The organism is Pseudomonas sp. SJZ079, from assembly GCF_007993865.1.
Taxonomy (GTDB): domain Bacteria; phylum Pseudomonadota; class Gammaproteobacteria; order Pseudomonadales; family Pseudomonadaceae; genus Aquipseudomonas.
The window spans coordinates 87,206-108,412 of the sequence record NZ_VIUH01000008.1 but is presented as its reverse complement, the minus strand read 5'-3'; the positions used below and the strand labels follow the sequence as shown (position 1 = coordinate 108,412).

At 63.5% G+C, this 21,207-nt stretch carries 16 protein-coding genes; 10 read left to right on the top strand and 6 right to left on the bottom strand.

Annotated features, from left to right (window positions below):
• Positions 1-32: 32 nt before the first annotated feature.
• Together lptG and lptF are read right to left on the bottom strand one after the other, a co-directional pair.
• Positions 33-1,094: an LPS export ABC transporter permease LptG gene (gene lptG / locus FBY03_RS09970; protein WP_147172039.1), complete on the bottom strand. Its 1,062-nt coding sequence runs from the start codon at positions 1,092-1,094 to the stop codon at positions 33-35.
• A complete protein-coding gene (lptF, locus tag FBY03_RS09965; RefSeq protein WP_147172038.1) occupies positions 1,087-2,208 on the bottom strand; it encodes an LPS export ABC transporter permease LptF in 1,122 nt (373 codons plus the stop codon). Before lptF ends, lptG begins: the two co-directional genes overlap by 8 nt.
• 143 nt (positions 2,209-2,351) lie before the next feature.
• Here lptF and FBY03_RS09960 point away from each other — a divergent pair, with 143 nt between their 5' ends.
• The 10 genes from FBY03_RS09960 (at position 2,352) to rlmF (ending at position 13,674) form a co-directional block, all read left to right on the top strand.
• Positions 2,352-3,842 carry a leucyl aminopeptidase gene (locus FBY03_RS09960; RefSeq protein ID WP_147172037.1) on the top strand — a complete coding sequence of 497 codons (1,491 nt, stop codon included), beginning with the start codon at positions 2,352-2,354 and terminating at the stop codon, positions 3,840-3,842.
• Between the two features lie 82 nt (positions 3,843-3,924).
• Positions 3,925-4,344: a DNA polymerase III subunit chi gene (locus FBY03_RS09955; protein WP_147172036.1), complete on the top strand. Its 420-nt coding sequence runs from the start codon at positions 3,925-3,927 to the stop codon at positions 4,342-4,344.
• A 168-nt stretch (positions 4,345-4,512) separates the two neighbouring features.
• Positions 4,513-4,947: a DNA polymerase III subunit chi gene (locus FBY03_RS09950; protein ID WP_147172035.1), complete on the top strand. Its 435-nt coding sequence runs from the start codon at positions 4,513-4,515 to the stop codon at positions 4,945-4,947.
• Positions 4,948-5,093: 146 nt separating this feature from the next.
• Positions 5,094-7,961, top strand: coding sequence for a valine--tRNA ligase (locus tag FBY03_RS09945; RefSeq protein ID WP_147172034.1), 2,868 nt, complete (start codon positions 5,094-5,096; stop codon positions 7,959-7,961).
• A gap of 72 nt (positions 7,962-8,033) precedes the next feature.
• A complete protein-coding gene (gene nhaC, locus FBY03_RS09940) occupies positions 8,034-9,500 on the top strand; it encodes a Na+/H+ antiporter NhaC (RefSeq protein WP_147172033.1) in 1,467 nt (488 codons plus the stop codon).
• A gap of 217 nt (positions 9,501-9,717) precedes the next feature.
• The gene (gene nhaD, locus FBY03_RS09935) at positions 9,718-11,097 is read left to right on the top strand and encodes a sodium:proton antiporter NhaD (protein WP_147172032.1); all 1,380 of its coding nucleotides are present in this window, start codon (positions 9,718-9,720) and stop codon (positions 11,095-11,097) included.
• 131 nt (positions 11,098-11,228) lie between these two features.
• Entirely contained in the window at positions 11,229-11,597 is a 369-nt protein-coding gene (locus tag FBY03_RS09930; RefSeq protein ID WP_256677910.1) for a hypothetical protein, read from the top strand.
• Between the two features lie 15 nt (positions 11,598-11,612).
• A complete protein-coding gene (locus FBY03_RS09925; RefSeq protein WP_147172030.1) occupies positions 11,613-11,909 on the top strand; it encodes a helix-turn-helix domain-containing protein in 297 nt (98 codons plus the stop codon).
• A gap of 15 nt (positions 11,910-11,924) precedes the next feature.
• Positions 11,925-12,485 (top strand): VTT domain-containing protein, encoded by a 561-nt coding sequence (locus tag FBY03_RS09920; RefSeq protein WP_147172029.1) that lies wholly within the window; start codon positions 11,925-11,927, stop codon positions 12,483-12,485.
• Between the two features lie 175 nt (positions 12,486-12,660).
• Complete coding sequence (gene rlmF / locus FBY03_RS09915) at positions 12,661-13,674, top strand: 23S rRNA (adenine(1618)-N(6))-methyltransferase RlmF (RefSeq protein WP_147172028.1); 1,014 nt, start codon at positions 12,661-12,663, stop codon at positions 13,672-13,674.
• Between the two features lie 55 nt (positions 13,675-13,729).
• Here the strand turns inward: rlmF and FBY03_RS09910 are convergent, their stop codons facing one another.
• From FBY03_RS09910 to FBY03_RS09895, 4 genes are all read right to left on the bottom strand, one after another.
• Positions 13,730-15,106, bottom strand: coding sequence for a hypothetical protein (locus tag FBY03_RS09910; RefSeq protein WP_147172027.1), 1,377 nt, complete (start codon positions 15,104-15,106; stop codon positions 13,730-13,732).
• Positions 15,107-15,254: 148 nt separating this feature from the next.
• Complete coding sequence (locus FBY03_RS09905; protein WP_147172026.1) at positions 15,255-18,398, bottom strand: efflux RND transporter permease subunit; 3,144 nt, start codon at positions 18,396-18,398, stop codon at positions 15,255-15,257.
• Complete coding sequence (locus tag FBY03_RS09900) at positions 18,395-19,879, bottom strand: efflux RND transporter periplasmic adaptor subunit (RefSeq protein ID WP_147172025.1); 1,485 nt, start codon at positions 19,877-19,879, stop codon at positions 18,395-18,397. Before FBY03_RS09900 ends, FBY03_RS09905 begins: the two co-directional genes overlap by 4 nt.
• A complete protein-coding gene (locus FBY03_RS09895; RefSeq protein ID WP_147172024.1) occupies positions 19,876-21,132 on the bottom strand; it encodes a TolC family protein in 1,257 nt (418 codons plus the stop codon). The genes FBY03_RS09900 and FBY03_RS09895 overlap by 4 nt, the downstream gene beginning before the upstream one ends.
• Positions 21,133-21,207: the final 75 nt, after the last annotated feature.

Here is a 21,207-nt window from a genome sequence, read left to right as displayed (position 1 = left end):
CAGTTAGCCGGCCCCCTCAAACACCTTCCCGCTTACCCCGCGCGACGTAACAACCCTACGCCCGCTAACGCACAAATAGCCGCAGGAATCAGCACGGCGAGCAGCGGCGAGAAGCCGAACACCAGGCTGGATGGCCCGAGCAGATCCTGGGCAATACTGAACACGAAGCCCACCAACACCCCAGTGAACACACGCTGCCCAAGCGTCACCGAACGCAGCGGCCCGAAGATAAAGGAAATCGCCATCAGCACCAGCGCCGCAGTCACCACGGGCTGCAGCACCTTGGTCCAGAATGCCAGCCAATACTGACCGTTATTCAAGCCCTGCTCCGCCAGATAGTGGATATAGCGCCAAAGCCCGGTGACCGACAACGCATCCGGCTCCAACACCACGGTGCCGAGCAGTTGCGGGTTCAACTCGACCTCCCAACGCTCACTGACTGCCTTGACTACCTCAGTACTGCGACCCAGGAAGTTAGTGGTTGCAACATTTTCCAGCTGCCAGTGATCACCCTGATACAAGGCGCGCCGCGCGAAGCTGGAAGACTGCAGGCGGCGCTGATCATCGAAGCGATAACGCGTCACACCGTACAGCACACCGTTAGGTTGCACTGCGTTGATATGTACGAACTCATCCCCCTGACGATGCCACAACCCGCGCTTGGCGCTCTGCGCCTCACCACCGCCTTGCGCCATGGCACGGTTGGACTGGGCTAGATTTTCGCTCCAGGGCGCCAGGTATTCACCAATCAGGATGCCAGCCAACACCAGCACCAGCATTGGCTTCATCACCGCCCAAACGATCCGCCCGATCGACACACCAGCGGCGCGCATGACCGTCAGCTCGCTACTGCTGGCCAAGCCACCCAAACCGATCAAACAGCCGATCAAGGCCGCCATCGGCAACATCTCGTAGACCCGTCGCGGCAAGGTCAAAAGCACGTACCAGGCAGCCTGCTGCAAGCCGTAATTGCCCTCGACATCCGCCAGCTCATCGATAAAAGCAAACAGCAGGGCCAAGCCGACGATAACCCCCAACACCCCGAGAATCGCAACAATCACCTGGGCTCCGATGTAACGGTCCAACCTAACCACGAGCCACCTCCTGTGCAGCACGACGCCCTGCCCACTTCAGTCGTAGCGGCTCCCAATAGAGCAAGCCAAGACCGATCAACGCGAACAACCCGTGCACCCACCACAACCCCAACTGCAGGGGAATTTTTCCTTTATCCAGCGCACCACGCGCGGCAATCAGCAGCGACAGGTAGACCATGTACAAGAGAATCGCCGGCAACAGCTTGAGAAAACGTCCTTGTCGTGGGTTGACCCGTGACAGGGGTACCGCCATCAGGGTCACGACGAACACCAGCAACGGCAGCGACAACCGCCACTGCAGCTCTGACTGGAAACGCGGATTGTCGCTGCCGACCAACTCACGAGTCGGCACGGCTTCACGCTCGCTGATCTCGTCACTGACCGTCGGTTTGGGCAGCAACACGCCATAGGTGTCGTATTTAATCGCACGGTAATCCGCCTGCCCCGGATTGCCGTCGTAGCGATAGCCATTCTGCAGAATCAGGTAACGACTGCCATCGGCCTGGATTTCCTGACGCCCGCTGTCCGCTACCAGCACGGTGATACCGCGCTCCTTGCCACCTTGGCGGGAAAATCGCTTCTCGGAGATAAAGACCCCAGTCAGCTCGTCACGCTCTTTCGACAGCTGCTGGGTATAGGTCACCCGCGAACCATCTTTCATGGACTGGAAACGCCCTGGCACCAGGGTATCGAGTTCGGTCAGCGCATCCTGTTCATTGAGGATGCGCATCTGTTCGGTGACCCCCTGCGGCGCCAGACTCAGACTCAACCAAGCCACCAACAGGGCCACCAGGGTCGCTGGCGCCAGGGTATAGACCAGCAAGCGCTGCGGGCTCACGCCCGTGGCCGACAGCACGGTCATCTCGCTGTCGAGGTAGAGCCGTCCGTATGCCAGCAGAATGCCGAGGAACAACCCCAAGGGCAGAATTAGCTGCAGGAAGCCTGGCAGACGAACGCCCATGATCATGAACAATACACCCGGGTCCAACAGCCCTTGCGCTGCCTGCGCCAGGTACTTGATGAACCGGCCACTCATAATGATCACCAAGAGCACGGCGCTTACCGCACTCATGGTCACCAATACTTCACGAGACATATAACGGAAGACGATCAAACCAGACACTCCAGGGTTGTCAGGCTCAGGCGGCTACGATCAAACTAGCCACACTGCTTGCCGGTTCGCGTAACAACGAACCAATGAACAAATAACCGGCATTATCCTGCAATACCGACTCGTTGTCTTGGGGACTCCACGCTATGGAATTTATTGTCAAAAGCGCTCGCCCAGAAACACTGAAAACCGCCACCCTGGTCATTGCCGTAGGCGAAGGCTGCACGCTCGGTGAAACGGCGAAAGCAATTGATAGCGCCAGCGCAGGCGCGATCAGCACACTGCTCAAGCGCGGCGACCTGAGCGGCAAACTCGGCCAGACCCTGTTAGCCCACAGCCTGCCCAACCTCAAGGCCGAACGTGTACTGCTGGTCGGGACGGGCAAGGACGCAGAACTGTCCGACCGTCAACTGCGCAAATTACTCGGCGCAGTGTACGCGGTACTCAAGGGGTTAGGCGGCAATGATGCCGTGCTAGCGCTCGGCGAAGTCCCCGTGAAGAACCGCAACAGCTACGGCAAGACGCGCCTGATGGTGGAAACCCTGGCCGACAGCGGCTACCAGTTCGACCGCTTCAAGAGCCAGAAGGCCGAAAGCATCGCGCTGAAGAAACTGACGCTGCTCAGCACAAAAGCCACCCAGGCCGAAGTCGAGCGTGGCGCCAAGCATGCCCAAGCCATCGCCGCGGGCATGGCCTTCACCAAGGACCTCGGCAACCTGCCGCCGAACCTCTGCCACCCGAGCTTCCTCGCCGAGGAAGCCAAGACCCTGGCCAAGGGGCACAAGAACCTCAAGGTCGAGATCCTCGACGAGAAGAAGCTCAAAGAGCTCGGCGCCGGCGCCTTCCTCGCGGTTTCCCAAGGTAGCGAGCAACCGCCACGGATGATCGTCCTCAACTATCAGGGCGGCAAGAAAACCGAGAAACCCTTCGCCCTGGTCGGCAAAGGCGTGACCTTCGACACCGGCGGCATCAGCATCAAGCCGGCCGCCGGCATGGATGAAATGAAGTACGACATGTGCGGCGCCGCCAGCGTGCTCGGCACCCTGCGCGCCGTACTGGAGCTGCAGCTGCCGATCAATCTGGTGTGCCTGCTGGCCTGCGCCGAGAACATGCCCAGCGGCCGCGCCACTCGCCCTGGCGACATTGTCACCAGCATGAGCGGGCAGACCGTGGAGATACTCAACACCGACGCCGAAGGCCGTCTGGTGCTGTGCGATACCCTGACCTACGCCGAACGTTTCAAGCCGCAGGCAGTGATCGATATAGCCACCCTCACCGGCGCCTGCATCGTTGCTCTGGGCGCCAATACCTCGGGGCTGATGGGCAATGACGACAAGTTGCTGGAGCAACTGCTTGCCGCCGGCCGCAGCGCCGACGATCGCGCCTGGCAATTGCCGCTGTTCGACGAGTACCAGGAGCAGCTGGACAGCCCATTCGCCGACATCGCCAACATCGGTGGCCCCAAGGCCGGCACCATCACCGCCGGTTGCTTCCTCTCGCGCTTCACCAAGAACTATCACTGGGCGCACCTGGATATCGCCGGCACGGCCTGGGTCAGTGGCGGCAAGGACAAGGGCGCCACTGGCCGTCCGGTGCCACTGCTGACCCAATACCTGCTGGATCGCAGCGAGGCCTGAGCCCGACACTGCGGGGACGCAGCCTGGTCGCGATTCGCGCGCACCAGGCCATTCCCACACAGAGAAACCCGATGAAACCGCCATGCCCAGAATAGAGTTTTACGTTTTATCATCCGCCACGCCGACCGACCGCCTGCGCGCGGCCTGTCAGCTGGCGATGAAAGCCTGGCGCCATGGTCTGCCGGTGTTTCTGCGCGGCAGCGATGCCGAACAATGTCGCACACTGGACGAGCAGCTCTGGCGCTTCAAGGCCGAGAGTTTCATACCGCACAATCTGCACCAGGATGATCCGCAGGCCCCTGTGGTGATTGGCCTGGATGATGAGCCAAGCGCCCAGCAAGGCGTGCTGATCAACCTCAACACGACGATCTCGCCCTTTGTCGAACGCTTCAGCCGAGTGATCGAGATCGTCAATCAACAACCCGAGCTGTTGACCGCCTGCCGAGAGAATTTTCGTAACTACCGCCAGCGCGGCTATGATCCGCAACGAGTCGAACTTTAGCGGCCCGTGTGGCTAGTTCAATTAGTCAACTTCGGCGTTTGAGGCCCCGATACTGCCTTGCCACTCCTCGCCATAGCCCGCTATGACTCGTCGCAGCGCCTGATCTCGGAACCTCAACCATCCGAACTTGAGTTAACCAACTAGCCGTACAGGCCACTGGCAACCACCATGAACAACCCTATACCGCCGAAAAAACCTGCCCACCTACTGGACGACCTCGAGTCGATCCGCGAGCTGCTGGGCGATGAAAACCTGGAACCGCCGCTGCTGACCGACTCGCTCGATCCGGACACCATCCCTCTGTTATCCGATGTTGTCAGCCCAGCGCCTGACTTCACGGCCCAGGTCGAAAACGCAGGCACATCCACTGCACCGCAACCCATGCCCCAGCCAGCGCCCAGCGAGGCACTGCGCAGCACCTTGGCGCAAGCCGTGAGCCGTAACAGCAGCGCCGAGCTGAATCGCCTGGACAATGAGCTGCGCGCCGCCGCCGCGCTTATCCTCCAAGACGTGATCGATGACTTCGTGCCGCAGATCGAAGCCGAACTGAAACGCCGCCTCGAGGCCCGCCTGCTGCGCCTATTGCCGCCGCGTCGCTCCTGAACCGCGACGCGAACTTGGCCACTCTTGTGCTGCGCAGCCCTAGCGCGGCCATGGCCACAGCCAGATAAACGACCTTACGTCCCGCGCACCTTCGCCGTTATACTTGTCGGCTTTTCTAATTAGCCGTCAAAAGGGTCCCGCCGCGCATGGACAAGACCTACCAGCCGCACGCCATTGAAACCGCCCTGTACGAGAACTGGGAGGCGAACAACTATTTCGCCCCGCAGGGTTCGGGCCAGCCCTACACCATCATGATCCCGCCGCCGAACGTCACCGGCAGCCTGCACATGGGTCACGGCTTCAACAACTCGATCATGGACGCGCTGATCCGCTTCCGCCGCATGCAGGGTCGCAACACCCTGTGGCAGCCGGGCACCGACCATGCGGGCATCGCCACGCAGATGGTGGTCGAACGGCAACTGGCCGCCGACGGCATCAGCCGCCACGATCTGGGCCGCGAGAAATTCCTGGAGAAAGTCTGGGAGTGGAAGGAACAGTCGGGCGGCACCATCACCCGGCAGATTCGCCGCCTCGGCAGCTCGGTGGACTGGTCGCGCGAGCGCTTCACCATGGACGACGGCCTCTCCGAAGCGGTTAAAGAAGCCTTCGTGCGCCTGCATGCCGACGGCCTGATCTATCGCGGCAAGCGCCTGGTCAACTGGGACACCAAGCTGCACACGGCGATTTCCGACCTCGAAGTGGAAAACCACGACGAGAAGGGCAAGCTGTGGAACCTGCGCTACCCGCTGGCCGACGGCCACACCACCGCAGACGGCAAGAACTACCTGATCGTCGCCACCACCCGCCCGGAAACCATGCTCGGTGACAGCGCCGTGGCCGTGCACCCGGAAGACGAACGCTACCAGGCGCTGATCGGCACCTTTGTCGAACTGCCGCTAGTCGGTCGACGCATCCCCATCGTCGCCGATGACTACTGCGACCCCGAATTCGGCACCGGCTGCGTGAAGATCACCCCGGCCCACGACTTCAACGACTACGAAGTCGGCAAACGTCACAACCTGCCGTTGATCAACATCTTCGACAAGAACGCCGCGATCCTGGCCAGCGCTCAGGTGTTCAATGTCGATGGCAGCCTCAACGATGTGGTCGATGGCAGCCTGCCGGCCGACTACGCCGGCCTCGACCGCTTCGAGGCGCGCAAGCGCATCGTCGACGCCTTCGATGCCGCCGGCCTGCTGGAAAAGATCGACGATCACGCCCTGAAAGTGCCGAAAGGCGACCGCTCCGGCACCATCATCGAGCCCTGGCTGACCGATCAGTGGTACGTCTCGACCAAACCACTGGCCGAGCCGGCGATCAAGGCCGTGGAAGACGGCGCGATTCAGTTCGTGCCCAAGCAGTACGAGAACATGTACTTCAGCTGGATGCGCGACATCCAGGACTGGTGCATCAGCCGTCAGCTTTGGTGGGGCCACCGCATCCCGGCCTGGTACGATGAGGCAGGTCAGGTCTACGTCGGCCGTGACGAAGCCGAAGTGCGCGCCAAGCACAACCTCGGTGCCGATGTTGCGCTGCGCCAGGACGAAGATGTCCTCGACACCTGGTTCAGTTCCGGCCTGTGGACCTTCTCCACCCTCGGCTGGCCGCAGCAGACCGAAGCGCTGAAGACCTTCCACCCGACCGACGTACTGGTTACCGGCTTCGACATCATCTTCTTCTGGGTCGCGCGGATGATCATGCTCACCCTGCACCTGGTGAAGAACGAGGACGGCACTCCGCAAGTCCCGTTCAAGACCGTCTACGTGCATGGCCTGGTACGCGACGGCCAGGGCCAGAAGATGTCCAAGTCGAAGGGTAACGTGCTCGACCCGCTGGACATCATCGACGGCATCGACCTCGACAGCCTGCTGGCCAAACGCACCAGCGGCATGATGCAGCCCAAGCTGGCCGAGAAGATCGCCAAGCAGACCCGCGCCGAGTTCCCCGAGGGCATTGCCTCCTACGGCACCGACGCCCTGCGCTTCACCAACTGCTCGCTGGCCTCCACCGGCCGCGACATCAAGTTCGACATGGGCCGGGTCGAGGGCTACCGCAACTTCTGCAACAAGCTGTGGAACGCCGCCAACTTCGTCATCGAAAACACCGATGGCCAGGACACCGGGATCAACGGCGAGGCGGTCGAACTGTCCTCGGTGGACCGCTGGATCATCTCCCAGCTGCAGCGCACCGAAGCCGAAGTGACTCGCCAACTCGATAACTTCCGCTTCGACCTCGCCGCCCAGGCGCTCTACGAGTTCATCTGGGACCAGTACTGCGCCTGGTACCTGGAGCTGGTCAAGCCGGTGTTGTGGGACGAGAACGCGCCGCTGGAGCGCCAACGTGGCACCCGCCGCACGCTGATTCGCGTGCTGGAAACCACCCTGCGCCTGGCGCACCCGTTCATGCCCTTCATCACCGAAGAGATCTGGCAGCGCATCAAGGCCCAGGCCGGCTGCCTTCAAGGTGCAGAGCGTGGCGACACCCTGATGCTGCAAGCCTGGCCGGTGGCCAATCAGGAGCGCATCGACAGCGCCGCCGAAGGCGATATCGAGTGGGTCAAGGCGTTGATGCTCGGTTTGCGGCAGATCCGTGGCGAGATGAACATCTCCATGGCCAAGCGCATCGACATCATCCTGCAGAACGCCAGCGAACTGGATCAACGGCGCCTGGCCGACAACCTGCCACTGCTGAACAAGCTGGCCAAGCTGGAATCGGTCCAGGTGCTGGAAGCCGGTGCCGAGGCGCCGATGTCCGCCACCGCCCTGGTCGGCGACATGCAGGTATTGGTGCCGATGGCCGGGCTGATCGACAAGGCGGCCGAACTGGCGCGTCTGGACAAGGAAATCCAGCGCCTGGACGGCGAGGTCAAGCGCGTCGGCGGCAAGCTCGGCAACCAGGGCTTCGTCGCCAAGGCGCCGCCCGAGGTGATCGACAAGGAACGGGCCAAGCTGGCCGAGGCCGAACAGGCCCTGGGCAAACTGGCCGAGCAGCGAGCGCGCATCGCCAGCCTTTAACCTTCAAGCAGCTCTACACGGGGCCCGCGACTTGTTCAGTCGCGGGCCCCGTTGTTTTTACGGACAGATCAAATGACCGCAACACGCTCCCCTTCCCTGCTCGATGCCTTGCTGCCGATTGGCGTGCTGGTACTGCTGCTGAGTCTCTCGGTTTACCTGTATGGCGACAGTTCCTCCAGCGGACCGAACCAGATCGCACTGATGAGCGCCGCCTTCGTCGCCGGCCTGGTGGGCCTGAAGAATGGCCTGCGCTGGGCGCAGATAGAAGAAGGCATACTCGCCGGCATTCATATGGCGATGAAGGCCAACCTGATTCTGCTCGCGGTCGGCGCGCTGATCGGTACCTGGATTCTCGCCGGCACCGTACCGACCATGATCTGGTTCGGCCTCAAGCTGATCTCCACCGAGTACTTCTATGTCACCAGCTGCCTGATCTGCGCCCTCACCGCGCTGTCGATCGGCAGTTCCTGGACGGTCGCCGGCACCCTCGGTATCGGCCTGATGGGCGTGGCCTCCGGGCTGGGCCTGGACCCGGCGATCACCGCCGGGGCGATCATTTCCGGCGCCTACTTCGGCGACAAGCTCTCGCCGCTGTCGGACACCACCAACCTGGCGCCGGTCGCGGCTGGGGCCGATCTGTTCGAGCACATCCGCCTGATGCTGCGCACCACTGTGCCGGCGCTGCTGATCGCCCTGCTGCTGTTCTTCCTGCTGGGTCAGCAAGCCAGTGGCAACCACGACACCGACCGCATCGCCGTGGTGCTGCACGCATTGGAAAGCCAGTTCAGGCTGGGCTGGCACCTGTTGTTGCCGGTGGCCTTCCTGCTGTTTCTGGCCATCCGCCAGTGGGCGGCGTTTCCTGCGGTATTTCTCGGCGCCCTGCTCGGCGCGCTGTTCGCGGTGATCTTCCAACCCGAGGTGATGAGCCGTCTGGCCGACCCCAGCGCGGGCCTGCTGGCGCCGTTGAAGACCGTGTGGACTGCGCTGTTCGCCGGCTACCAGTCGAACAGCGGCAACCCGGCGCTGGACGACCTGCTGTCCAAGGGCGGCATGAGCAGCATGCTGACCACCGTGTGGTTGATCATCTGCGCCATGTGTTTTGGCGGCGTGCTGGAAAAGCTCGGTCTGCTGCAACGCCTGCTGCAGAGCGCCCTGCACCTGGTCAAAAGCACCAGCAGCCTGATCGCCAGCACCATTGCCACCACCATCGGCACCAATATCATCACCGCCGACCAGTACATCGCCCTGGTGCTGCCGGGCCGCATGTATCGCGCCGAGTATGAGAAACGCGGCCTGGCGCCGGTCAACCTGTCGCGCGCCCTGGAGGATGGCGGCACCCTGACCTCGGTGCTGATTCCCTGGAACACCTGCGGCGCCTATATGGCGGCGACGCTGGGGGTGGCGACCTGGAGCTACCTGCCCTACTGTTTCTTCAACCTGATCATGCCGCTGCTGGCGATCAGCCTGGCCTTTATCAGCCCACCACAGCCCACGCTCGCCGGCACCGCCGCGCACAACCCGCTGCAACATCCGAGCTAAGCCTGACTGGCTCCAGGCGCCTTGAATAACGCGCTTGGGGCCTGGCCAAATAGCCAAACCCCGCTGATTTCACCCAGTTGAAATCACATCCAAGCATAAAGCCCCTCCCAATTTCCGCCTAAATCAGGCATCTTCTCGGGCGCATCAAGAGCCTCCGGCACTTTTTTACCCATAAAAAGTACATCCATAAAAAAAGCCCTGAACTGGAATTCTGATCATGTATGCGTTGATGGCGTTGATATTCGTCCTTGGTTACCTGTCCATTGCCTTCGAGCACCCGCTGAAGATCGACAAGGCCGCCTCGGCCATCCTCACCGCCGTGATCTGCTGGACCTTGCTGGTGTTGGGCGCCGATACCATTTTGCCGCTGATCGGCACAGGCACCGCCGGTGGCGCGAATAACGTCCATCATGTCACCGAGGAGCTGCGCCACCACCTCGGTGAGATCTCCGAGATTCTGTTCTTCCTGATGGGCGCCATGACCATCGTCGAACTGATCGACGCCCATGAAGGCTTCAAGGTCATCACCGACCGTATCCGCACCAACAAGCGTGTCACCCTGCTGTGGCTGGTGGCGCTGATAACCTTCTTCCTCTCCGCCGCACTGGACAACCTGACCACCACCATCGTCATGGTCTCGGTACTGCGCAAACTGGTCGCCGAGCAGAAAGAGCGCTGGTTCTATGCCGGCATCGTGGTGATCGCCGCCAACGCCGGCGGTGCCTGGTCACCGATCGGCGACGTCACCACCACCATGCTGTGGATTGGCAGCCAGATCAGTACCAGCGGTATTGTCACCAGCCTGTTTTTCCCCAGTCTGGTGTGTCTGCTGGTGCCGTTGCTGATCCTCAGCGTCACCTTGAAGGGTGCAATCCAGCGTCCGCAGCTGAATGTCCTCGACGAAGAACGCCGCGACCCGACCACCCCGTTCGAGCGCAACCTGGTGTTCGTCCTCGGCCTCGGCGCCCTGGTGTTCGTACCGGTGTTCAAGACCGTCACCCACCTGCCGCCGTACATGGGTATCCTCCTCGGCCTCGGCGTGCTCTGGGTGGTCACCGAGGTGATCCACCGTGGCAAGAACGACGAAGACAAGCACCCGCTTTCGGTGGTCGGCGTACTGCGCCGAATCGACACCACCAGCGTGCTGTTCTTCCTTGGCATCCTGCTGGCTGTCTCCAGCCTGGCCACCGCCGGCCACCTGATCCAGGTCGCCACCCTGCTGCGTGAAGGCCTCGGCGACATCTACGCAATCAATATCGCCATTGGTCTGCTGTCCTCGGTGGTCGACAACGTACCGCTGGTGGCCGGTGCCATGAAAATGTACCCGTTGATCAGCCCCGCGGCGCTGGAAGTCGCCGGTAGCAGCGAAGCCGGTTGGCTGAGTAACTTCCTGGTCGACGGCACGTTCTGGGAGATGCTCGCCTACTGCGCCGGTACCGGCGGCAGCTGCCTGATCATCGGTTCGGCGGCCGGCGTGGCGGCCATGGGCATGGAAAAGATCGACTTCATCTGGTACCTGAAAAAGATCAGCTGGCTGGCCTTTATCGGCTATATGGCCGGCGCGGCGACCTATATTGGTATCGCCACCCTGGGCTGAATGGGCGAATCTTAAGTCTACTGAGGTGCTTAGGCCCTATGCCCATCGAGCTGCGTTTCGAGTCGATCCTCTCCGTCAGTCCAAGCGTAGCTTGGCGCTGGATCACCGACACCAGGTGCCTCCGCGCTGAGATGCGTCCGCTACTGTGGATGAGCATCCCCAAGGGAATTCGCAACCTGGAGGATATGAAGGTGCAGCCCGGCCAGCCACTGTTCACCAGCTGGCTCTGGCTGTTTGGCTGGCTACCCATGGGTAAGTCGCGCCTTACGCTGCTCTCGCTGACGCCGGGTGTTGGCTTCATCGAAGAGTCACCCATGACCGGCATGCGTCTGTGGCGCCACCAACGCCGTATTGAAGTGCAGGGTTCAGGCTCCAGGGTGATTGACGAACTGAGCGTCGACCCACTGCTCCCGGCGCTGCTGGTGAAAGCCTTTCTCCAGCTGTTCTTCGCCAGTCGCCATCGTGTCCTGCGCCGACGTGATGCCAGCCAAGTCTGTTGATTCGAGGTACTAGAAATGGACGTCAGCAAGACCAAAACCAGCTTCTATCGGCGCCTGTACGTGGCCTGGCTGATCGACAGCGGCGGCGCCTGCAGTGTGCCGGCGCTGATGGAGGCCACCGGCATGCCGCGACGCACCGCCCAGGACACCCTCGCCGCCCTGGCTGAGCTGGATATCGACTGCGTGTTCGAGCAACAGACCGGCGAGCGCAATAACGCCGGGCACTACAGCATCCGCGACTGGGGCGCGATCGATCCACAATGGATCGCCGCGCACCTGCCACAGATCAAGGCCATACTCGGCTACCCCTGAACAGCGAGGCCCGTCATGCGCAGCTCTCACCGTCTGTTGCTGGTCATCCTGTTTCTACTGGGCTTGTTCGTCCTGTTCGAAGCCCTGGGTATCCGCGCCCAATTCAGCCTGGCATCCTTGCAAGAGCTGATCCTGATGCACAAGGTCGCAGGGCTGCTGCTGTTCATCGGGCTGTTCGCCCTGGGCAACCTGATCCAGATTCCCGGCTGGATCTTCCTCGCCGCCGCCGTACTGGCGTTGGGCAAAGTCTACGGTGGTATCGCCACCTACCTGGCCGCCAGTGCCTCGTGCATCTTCACCTTCTTCACCATCCGCATGCTCGGTGGCAATGCCCTGCGCGAGCTGGACAACCGCTTGGCCAAGCGCTTGCTGGCCGGCCTGGATCGTCGCCCGCTGACCAGCATCATCGCCCTGCGCATGCTGTTCCAGACAGTGCCGGCGCTGAATTATGCCCTCGCCTTGTCTGGCGTACCCTTTCGCCACTACCTGCTCGGCACCCTGCTCGGCCTGCCGCTGCCGATAGCCTTGTACTGCCTGTTCTTCGATTATCTGGCGATGTGGCTGCATATCGCCTGACTAGCTGCACTGCAACAAAGCCCGCAATGACTCGTCGCAACGCCCTGCCGCAACACCCCAGCCATCCGAGCTTGAGTTAACCAACCAGCCGTACAGGTTCTTGGCGACGACTTTCCCTGCACGCCATGCCGAGCTGTGGGAAAATCCGCAGCCCCGAGCCTGCGATCCACCCGCCATGTCCCTGCCGCCGAAACACCCCCGCCATAAATCCGCTGCGCCCCGCGCTGCGCAGCCCAAACCCGCTGCCGACAAGGGCCAGTTGCACCCGCGCAACCGTCACCAGGGCCGTTACGATTTCCCGGCGTTGATCGCCAGCAGTCCGGAGCTGGCGGCCTTTGTGATCATCAACCCCTACGGCAAGCAGAGCATCGACTTCGCCAACCCGGCCGCGGTCAAGGTGTTCAATCGCGCCCTGCTCAAGCAGTTCTACGGCATCGCGCATTGGGACATTCCGGCGGATTACCTGTGCCCGCCGATTCCCGGGCGCGCCGACTATCTGCACTATCTGGCGGACCTGCTGGCCTCCTGCAATGGCGGCGAGATTCCGCGCGGCGCGCGGGTGCGGGTGCTGGATATCGGCGTCGGCGCCAATTGCATCTATCCGCTGCTGGGTCACCGGGAGTACGCCTGGCAGTTCCTCGGCTCGGACATCGCGGCCAGCGCCATCGCCTCGGCCAAGGCCATAGTGCAGTCCAACCCCGGTCTCGGTGCGGCCATCGAGTTGCGTCAGCAGCTGGACGCCCAGCACATATTCCAGGGTTTGCTACAGGCCGATGAACGCTTCGACCTGAGCCTGTGCAACCCGCCCTTCCACGCCTCGGCGGCAGAAGCCAGCAGTGGCAGCAAGCGCAAATGGCGCAACCTCGGCAAGCTCGACCCCAAGCGCAAACTGCCCGTGCTGAATTTCGGCGGTCAGGCCGCAGAACTCTGGTGTCAGGGCGGCGAGGCCGCATTCGTCAACCGCTTGATCCAAGAAAGCGCACAGGTACCGCAGCAGGTGCAGTGGTTCAGCAGCCTGATCTCCAAGGCCAGCAACCTACCCGGTGTGTATAGCGCGCTGAAACAGGCCGGCGCCCGCGAGGTGCGTACCGTCGAGATGGCTCAGGGGCAGAAGCAGAGCCGCTTCGTCGCCTGGACCTTTCTGACCGCAGAACAACAGCAGAGCTGGCGTCAGGCACGCTGGCAGTAGTGTCGGCCTCTGACACGTCTGGCCGCACCCGTGCGTGCAGCCAGGCGTGCGGGCGTTACTCGAGCAGTTCGAACAGCACCACGTTGCCGCTCTTCTCCAGGCCGCTGACCAGGAAGTGCCGCCCGGCCTGCTCGACATGCGCCAAGCCTTCCGGCGCCAGCTCGCCCTGCCCCGCGCCCTGATCCGCAGCAATCACCTGCAACACCTTGGGCGTTTGTGGTTGATCCAGATCGATCAGGGCCAAAGCATCGGCGCGCTCCAGAGTCGCCACAGCCAGGCGCTTGCCGAACGCATCAAAACTCACCACGCCTTCCGGCTCGCTGCCTTTGTTCGGGCTGCGCTGGTCCGGGTAGACCCCCGCCTCGGCGGCCTTATCGTCGAGTTGACTGCCGGTATCGCCGAGCAACTGGCCGCTCATGGCGTCGAACACGCTGACCGTGCGTCCGCCACCGCTTGGCAAGCCGGCCTTGGTTTTGCCGGCTTTCGGATCGCTGTCGCCTTCATCGGCGGTCACCACATACAAGCCATCGGCGCTGACGGCCAGTGCGTCCGGCTCGCGCAGGGCGAACAACTCGGCGTTCGGCGCATAGTGGCCGTCATCGCTGAGATCCGCGGCATGCCGCACCGCGCCCAGGCCGAACACCTTATCCAGCGTGCCTTTCAGTACATCGACCACGGCGATGGCGTTGTTCTCCTGCAAGCTGACATAGGCGCGCGAACCGTCAGGACTGAAAACCACGTATTCCGGCTCGAGGTGCGCGGGGCTGGTACCGAAGGGGATTTTCAGTTCTTCGCCATCGATTTCCCGCTCCAGCAAGCGTTTATCCTCGGCCTGGGTCGCACCCGCGACACCGGCCAGGTCCGGCAACCCGATCAGGCGGTGTGAGGCCTGGGCCACGCCCTGGCGCAGATCGATCAGGCTGATCGAGCCCTCGCCACTGCGAAAGTCTGCGCCGTCGCGCACATAGCCTTCGCCCTCGTTGGCCACCACTAGGAAGTCGCCATTCGGCGAGAAGGCCAGGCTGTCCGGCCATACGCCGACAGTCAGGCTGTTCAACAGCTTGCCGTCGCTGGCCGCACGCAACTCGACGCGACCATTTTTCAGGCCATCGCGGTCGCGCACACACACGGCAAACAGATCCAGCGTGGGGTGAAACGCCACCGAGGTGATCTCCCCTTCAGCCTTTTTCAGCAATTGGTGTCGTGCGATACGCTGCAGCCCGGCGCCAGGGTCGAGCTTGAGCAGGTCCACCAGCCCCTGTTCGCTGTTGGACACCGCCACCCGCATGCTCGAGCCCTGCACGCTGACGATTTCGGTGCCCGCCGGGAAACCACTGTGATAGATCGCCAGGGGCTTCAATTCGAGGGCCGAGGCCAACGGGGCCAACGGGGCCAGCGCAAAAAGCGCACAGAGAGCGGGAATACGCAGCATGGCAAACATCCTTATGCAGAGACTGGGGAGGAGCAAACCCGCAGCAGTCTCCGCAGAGCGGATGACACCTTGATGACGCCGGCATGTCGATCAAGCCTGCCCCGCAGGCCAGGGTTGATCGACTGGCACGTTATGTCTGGCCAACCCGCTAAGCGGGACCGATCAGCGCCTTGAGGCGCCGACGCTGCATCAAGCGGTAGGCCGCCGGCAACACGAACAGCGACAGCAGCGGCGCACTGAGCATGCCGCCGACCATGGGCGCGGCGATGCGGCTCATCACCTCGCTGCCGCTGCCGCTGCCCAGCAGGATCGGCAGCAGACCGGCGATGATCACCGCCACGGTCATGGCCTTGGGCCGCACCCGTTGCACCGCGCCTTCGCGAATCGCCTCGAGCAGCGCCTGCTCGCTGCTGTCGCCGGCGTCCTCGCGTTCGGCCCAGGCGTTCTTCAGGTACAGCAGCATGATCACGCCGAACTCGGCCGCCACCCCGGCCAGGGCGATGAAGCCGACCCCGGTGGCCACCGAGAGGTGATAGCCGAGCAGGTAGAGGAACCACACCCCACCGGTCAGGGCGAACGGCAGCGTGGCCATGATCAGCAAGGCCTCGCTGAAGCGGGCGAAACACAGGTAGAGCAGCACGAAGATGATCAGCAGGGTGGCCGGCACCACCAGTTTGAGCCGTGCGTTGGCCCGCTCGAGGAACTCGAACTGCCCCGAATAGCTCAGGCTGAGGCCCGGCTGCAACTGCACCTGTTGCTCGATGGCCTGGCGCAGATCGGCCACCACCGAGGCCAGGTCGCGACCGCGCACATCCACGTAGACCCAGCCCGAGAGCCGCGCATTCTCGCTCTTGAGCATCGGCGGGCCATCGCTGATCTTGATCCGCGCCACCGTACCCAGGGTGATCTGACTACCCTGCGGGGTGTAGATCGGCAGCTGTTCGAGGCCGCTGAGTGAGTCGCGCCATTCCCGTGGGTAACGCACGCTGATCGGGAAGCGCGCCAGGCCTTCGATGGTCTCGCCGACGTTTTCGCCACCGATGGCGCTGGCGACTATCGATTGCACATCGGCGATATTCAGGCCGTAGCGCGCCGCCGCCACCCGGTCGATGTCGACGTCGATATAGCGCCCGCCGCTCAGGCGTTCGGCCAGAGCGGAAGTCACCCCCGGCACACCTTTGGCCACCTTCTCGATGGCCTGGGTGGCTTCGTCGATCAGCGCCAGGTTGCTGCCGGCTACCTTGACCCCGATCGGGCTCTTGATCCCGGTGGCGAGCATGTCGATGCGGTTGCGGATCGGCGGAATCCAGATATTGGTCAGCCCCGGCACCCGCACCACCCGGTCCAGTTCCTCCACCAGCAACTCCGGGGTCATGCCGGCACGCCACTGCTCCTGCGGCTTGAACTGGATGGTGGTCTCGAACATCTCCAGCGGCGCCGGGTCGGTGGCGGTCTCGGCGCGCCCGGCCTTGCCGAACACATGGGCGACTTCCGGCACTGTCTTGATCAGCCGGTCGGTCTGCTGCAACAGCTGCGCGGCCTTCTGCGCGGACAATCCGGGCAGCGCCGAGGGCATGTACAGCAGGTCGCCCTCATCCAGCGGCGGCAGGAACTCACCGCCCAGTTGCGACAATGGCCACAGCGCGCTGAGAAACACCAACAGCGCGGCCAACATGGTGACCTTGGGCCAACGCAGCACCGCGTCGAGGGCCGGCTGGTAGAGCCCGATCAACCAGCGGTTCAGCGGATTCTGTGCTTCGCTGGGAATCCGCCCGCGAATCCAGTAGCCCATCAGCACCGGCACCAGGGTCACCGAGAGGCCGGCGGCCGCGGCCATGGCATAGGTCTTGGTGAAGGCCAAGGGTCCGAACAGGCGGCCCTCCTGGGCCTGCAGGGTGAACACCGGAATAAACGACAGGGTGATGATCAGCAGGCAGAAGAACAGCGCCGGTCCGACCTCCACCGCCGCGTCGGTGATCACCTGCCAATGATGCACGCCTTCGAGCCGCTCGCCCGGATGCTCCTCACGCCAGGCCTCAATCTTCTTGTGGGCGTTCTCGATCATCACCACCGCCGCGTCGACCATGGCGCCGATGGCGATGGCGATGCCGCCGAGCGACATGATGTTGGCGTTGATGCCCTGCTGCTGCATGACGGCGAAGGCGATCAACACCCCGACCGGCAAGGAAACAATGGCCACCAGGGAGGAGCGCAGGTGCCAGAGAAACAGCGCGCACACCAGCGCCACCACGATAAATTCCTCGATCAGCTTGTGGCTGAGGTTCTCCACCGCACGGTCGATCAGCTGGCTGCGGTCGTAGGTGGTGACTATCTCCACCCCTTCCGGCAGGCTGCTCTTGAGCTTCTCCAGCTTGACCTTGACCGCGGCAATGGTGCTGCGCGCGTTCTTGCCACTGCGCAGGATCACTACACCGCCGACCACTTCGCCCTCGCCGTCCAACTCGGCGATACCCCGGCGCATCTCCGGGCCGAGCTGGATGTGCGCCACCTCGCCGAGGGTCACCGGCACGCCGCCACGGCCCAGGCGCAGGGGAATCGCGCGAAAATCCTCCAGCGTCTGCAGGTAGCCGGAGGCGCGCACCATGAACTCGGTCTCCGCCAACTCCAGCACCGCTCCACCGGTTTCCTGGTTGGCCCGGCCGATAGCCGTCGTCACCTCAGCCTGGGTGATGCCCCGGCTGGCCAGCTTGATCGGGTCGAGTTGCACCTGGTACTGCTTGACCATGCCGCCGATGGTCGCCACCTCGGCGACGTTGGCCAGGGTCTTCAGTTCGAACTTGAGGAACCAGTCCTGCAGCGCGCGCAACTGGGCCAGGTCATGCCGACCGCTGCGATCCACCAGGGCGTACTGGTAGATCCAGCCGACCCCGGTGGCGTCCGGGCCGAGTGCCGGTTTGGCGCTGGCGGGCAGGCGATTCTGCACCTGGCTGAGGTATTCCAGCACCCGCGAACGCGCCCAGTACAGGTCGGTGCCGTCCTCGAACAACACATAGACGAAGCTGTCGCCGAAGAACGAGTAACCGCGCACGGTCTTCGCCCCCGGCACCGAGAGCATGGTGGTGGCCAAGGGGTAGGTCACCTGGTTCTCGACTATCTGCGGCGCCTGGCCGGCATAGGGGGTGCGGATGATTACCTGCACGTCGGACAGGTCCGGCAGCGCATCGATCGGTGTGTTCTGCAGCGACCAGAGGCCCCAGCCCACGGCGAACAGGGTAGCCAGCAGGACCAGGAAACGGTTGGCCACCGACCAGCGAATCAGCCGGGCGATCATGGCTGTACCTCCAGCTTGTCCAGGCGCTCGACCAGCAGGCCGCTGTCGGTCTCGCGCACGCCGATGCGCACCTGCTCACCGACCTGGATACCCGTTGCCAAGGCCGGATCGGCCAGCGGAAAACGCATGGTCATGCCGGGCATGCCCAGGGTCTTGAACGGGCCGTGCGCCAGGGTCACCGAGCTGTTGTCGATATCCATGACCTGGCCTTCGGCCTCGTGCAAGGCGGGTTGCACCGCGGGCGTCGAGGTCGCCTCGATACCCTGGGCGAGGATGCCGCGCAGGCTGGCTTCGGAGTCGAGCAGGAACTGCCCGGAGGCCACCACCTGCTGGCCCTCCTCCAGCCCCTGGAGGATCTGGGTCTTGCCCCCGGCCTCGGCGCCCAGGCGGACTTCCAGCGGACGGTAGCGCCCCTTTCCGTCAGCGAGCATCACCAGGGCGCGGCGGCCGCTGCGAATCACCGCCTCGCTCGGCACGAACAACGCATTCTGCTCGGTCGCACGGGTCAGCCGCACCTGGGCGGTCAGGCCGGGACGCAGGCGGCCCTCGGGATTAGCCAGTTCGACCCGTACCCGCAGCGTGCGGCTGTCCAGATTGGCCTCGGGCAAAATAGCGTCGATCGAGCCCTGCAGTACCTCGCCAGGGAAGGCCGGCAAGCGCGCCTCCACCATCTGACCAGGTTGCAGGCCGAGGGCTTCGGCCTCGGGTACCGCTACATCCAGCCAGACGCTGCGCAGGCCGTTGATGGTGGCCAGGGTTTGCCCGGCGGCCAGGGTCATGCCCTCGCGCACACTGAGCTCTTGCAGCACGCCGGTGATGGGGCTGGTCACCGTCCACAGGCTTTGCACCTTGGCGCTGCGTTCGAGGCGAGCGATCAGCTCCGCCGGCATGCCGGCCAGACGCAGGCGTTGGCGCGCCGCCGCCAGCAACTCGGGAGCGCCGGCGTCGCGCAGCGCCAGGTAATCCTCCTGAACACTGACCCACTCGGGCACCAGCAGGTCGGCCAACGGCGCGCCAGCGGCGAGCAGATCCTCCGGGGCGCGGGCATACACCCGCTCGACGAAGCCGCCGCTACGCGCCTGGACCACGGCGATATCGCGGCTATTGAAGGTCAGGTTGCCGACCGCTTCGAGGCTATTGCTCAGCGTCCCGCGGGTCACTGGCGCCAGACGCATGCCGAGATTCTGGGTGATGCTCGAATCGATGGTGACCGCCGCACTGTCGCCACCTTCGTCGGCATAGCGCGGCACCAGTTGCATGTCCATGAACGGCGACTTGCCCGGCTGGTCGAATTTCTGCTGCGGGTACATCGGGTCGTACCAGTACAGCACCTCGCCCTTGTCTGGCGTAACCGCAGCCCGAGTGTTGACCGAGCTAGGACCGGCATTCCTATCCGATAGCGCGAACCAGTAGCCGCCTGCCGCGCCAATGGCGATCGCCAAGCCGGTCAGCAACGCGCCCTTTAAAATTCGAGCAGTCATTGCCCAGCTCCTTCGTAAGCGAAATACAAACGGGCACTGGTCAGTGCGCGCTGTTGTGCAAAGTCGATCTGCTTGAGCCGCGCCTCAATCAGTTCACGCCGGGCGTCGATCACACTGGCCAAATCACTGGCGCCGGCGCGATAGCCGGCCAGGCTCAGCTTGACCTTCTCTTCGGCCAGCGGCACCAGAGTCTGCCGACTGCGTTCCAGGGCGCGGTCAAGCCGCCGGTACTCGGCCAGGTCATCTTCCAGCTGTTGCGCATGCTCGCGCTCGCTGGTCTCACGCTCGGCCTCCAGCTGATTCAGCTGCGCCTGTTTGGCGGCGATCCTGGGGTTCTGCCGGGAACCGGGGAACAGCGGCAGATCGAAGCTGAACTGCACGCTCAGCATGTCGCCGAACGCGGCGCCGCGTTTCTGGTAGGCCAGTTCCCAGCTCCAGTCGGATTTCTTCTCCGCCATGGCCTGACGCACTTCGGCTTGCGCCTCATCGGTCATGGGCGCGAAGACCGCCAGCTCGGGGTGTTGTTTGAGGTTGTGTTGATAGTGCTGGGCGTCGACCGGCCAGTCCGGCAGGCGACCCGAGAGGGGCTCGTCTGCGCGCGGGCCGATCCAGCGGCGCAGAGCGGCGCGTTGTTGGCTGCGACTCTGTTGCAGCGCATCTTCCTGCTCGGCCAACAGCGCGGCTTCCTGCTTGGGGCCGACGCTGTCTGCCGCCTGCCCACCGCCCCCGGCGATGCGCGCGCGCACGGTTTTGCTCAACAGCTCATTTTCGGCATAGAGGGTTTGGAACAACGCCAGTTTCTGCTCGACTGCGAGCGCCGAAATCCAGGCCAGCGCGGTTTCCCGGCGCACCTTCAGGCGCTCGACCCGTTGCGCCGCCGTCGCGCGTTCGACCCCGGCCTGGGCCACCTCGACCCGAGCGCGGCGCTTGTCGCGGTTGGGCACTTCCTGCATGACCCCGACCATCTGCATGGTCATGAAGTCCGCATTGAGCTTGCCGCGATTGTCGCCCCCGACCGGGAAATTCTGCACACCCAGCAGCAACTTGGGGTCGGGTAGTTCACCTGCGGGGATGGCGTTGCTGCGCGCCGCCTCGACTTGCGCGGTTTGCGCGGCCAGCGAGGGCGCCTCGTGCTCGGCTTGGCGCAGGGCTTCGGCGAGGGTCAAGGCGCTGGCCAGGCCTGACCAACTCAGCATGTAGACGGTCAGCAGCATGAGCAGCGGCAGGCCGTTGCAATAGCATCGGAAATTCATGGTGAAGATTCCAGTCATGTTGATTTCCCGACGCGCACCCAAGCAGGCACACGCCGGCCATCCCGCGCATGGTTC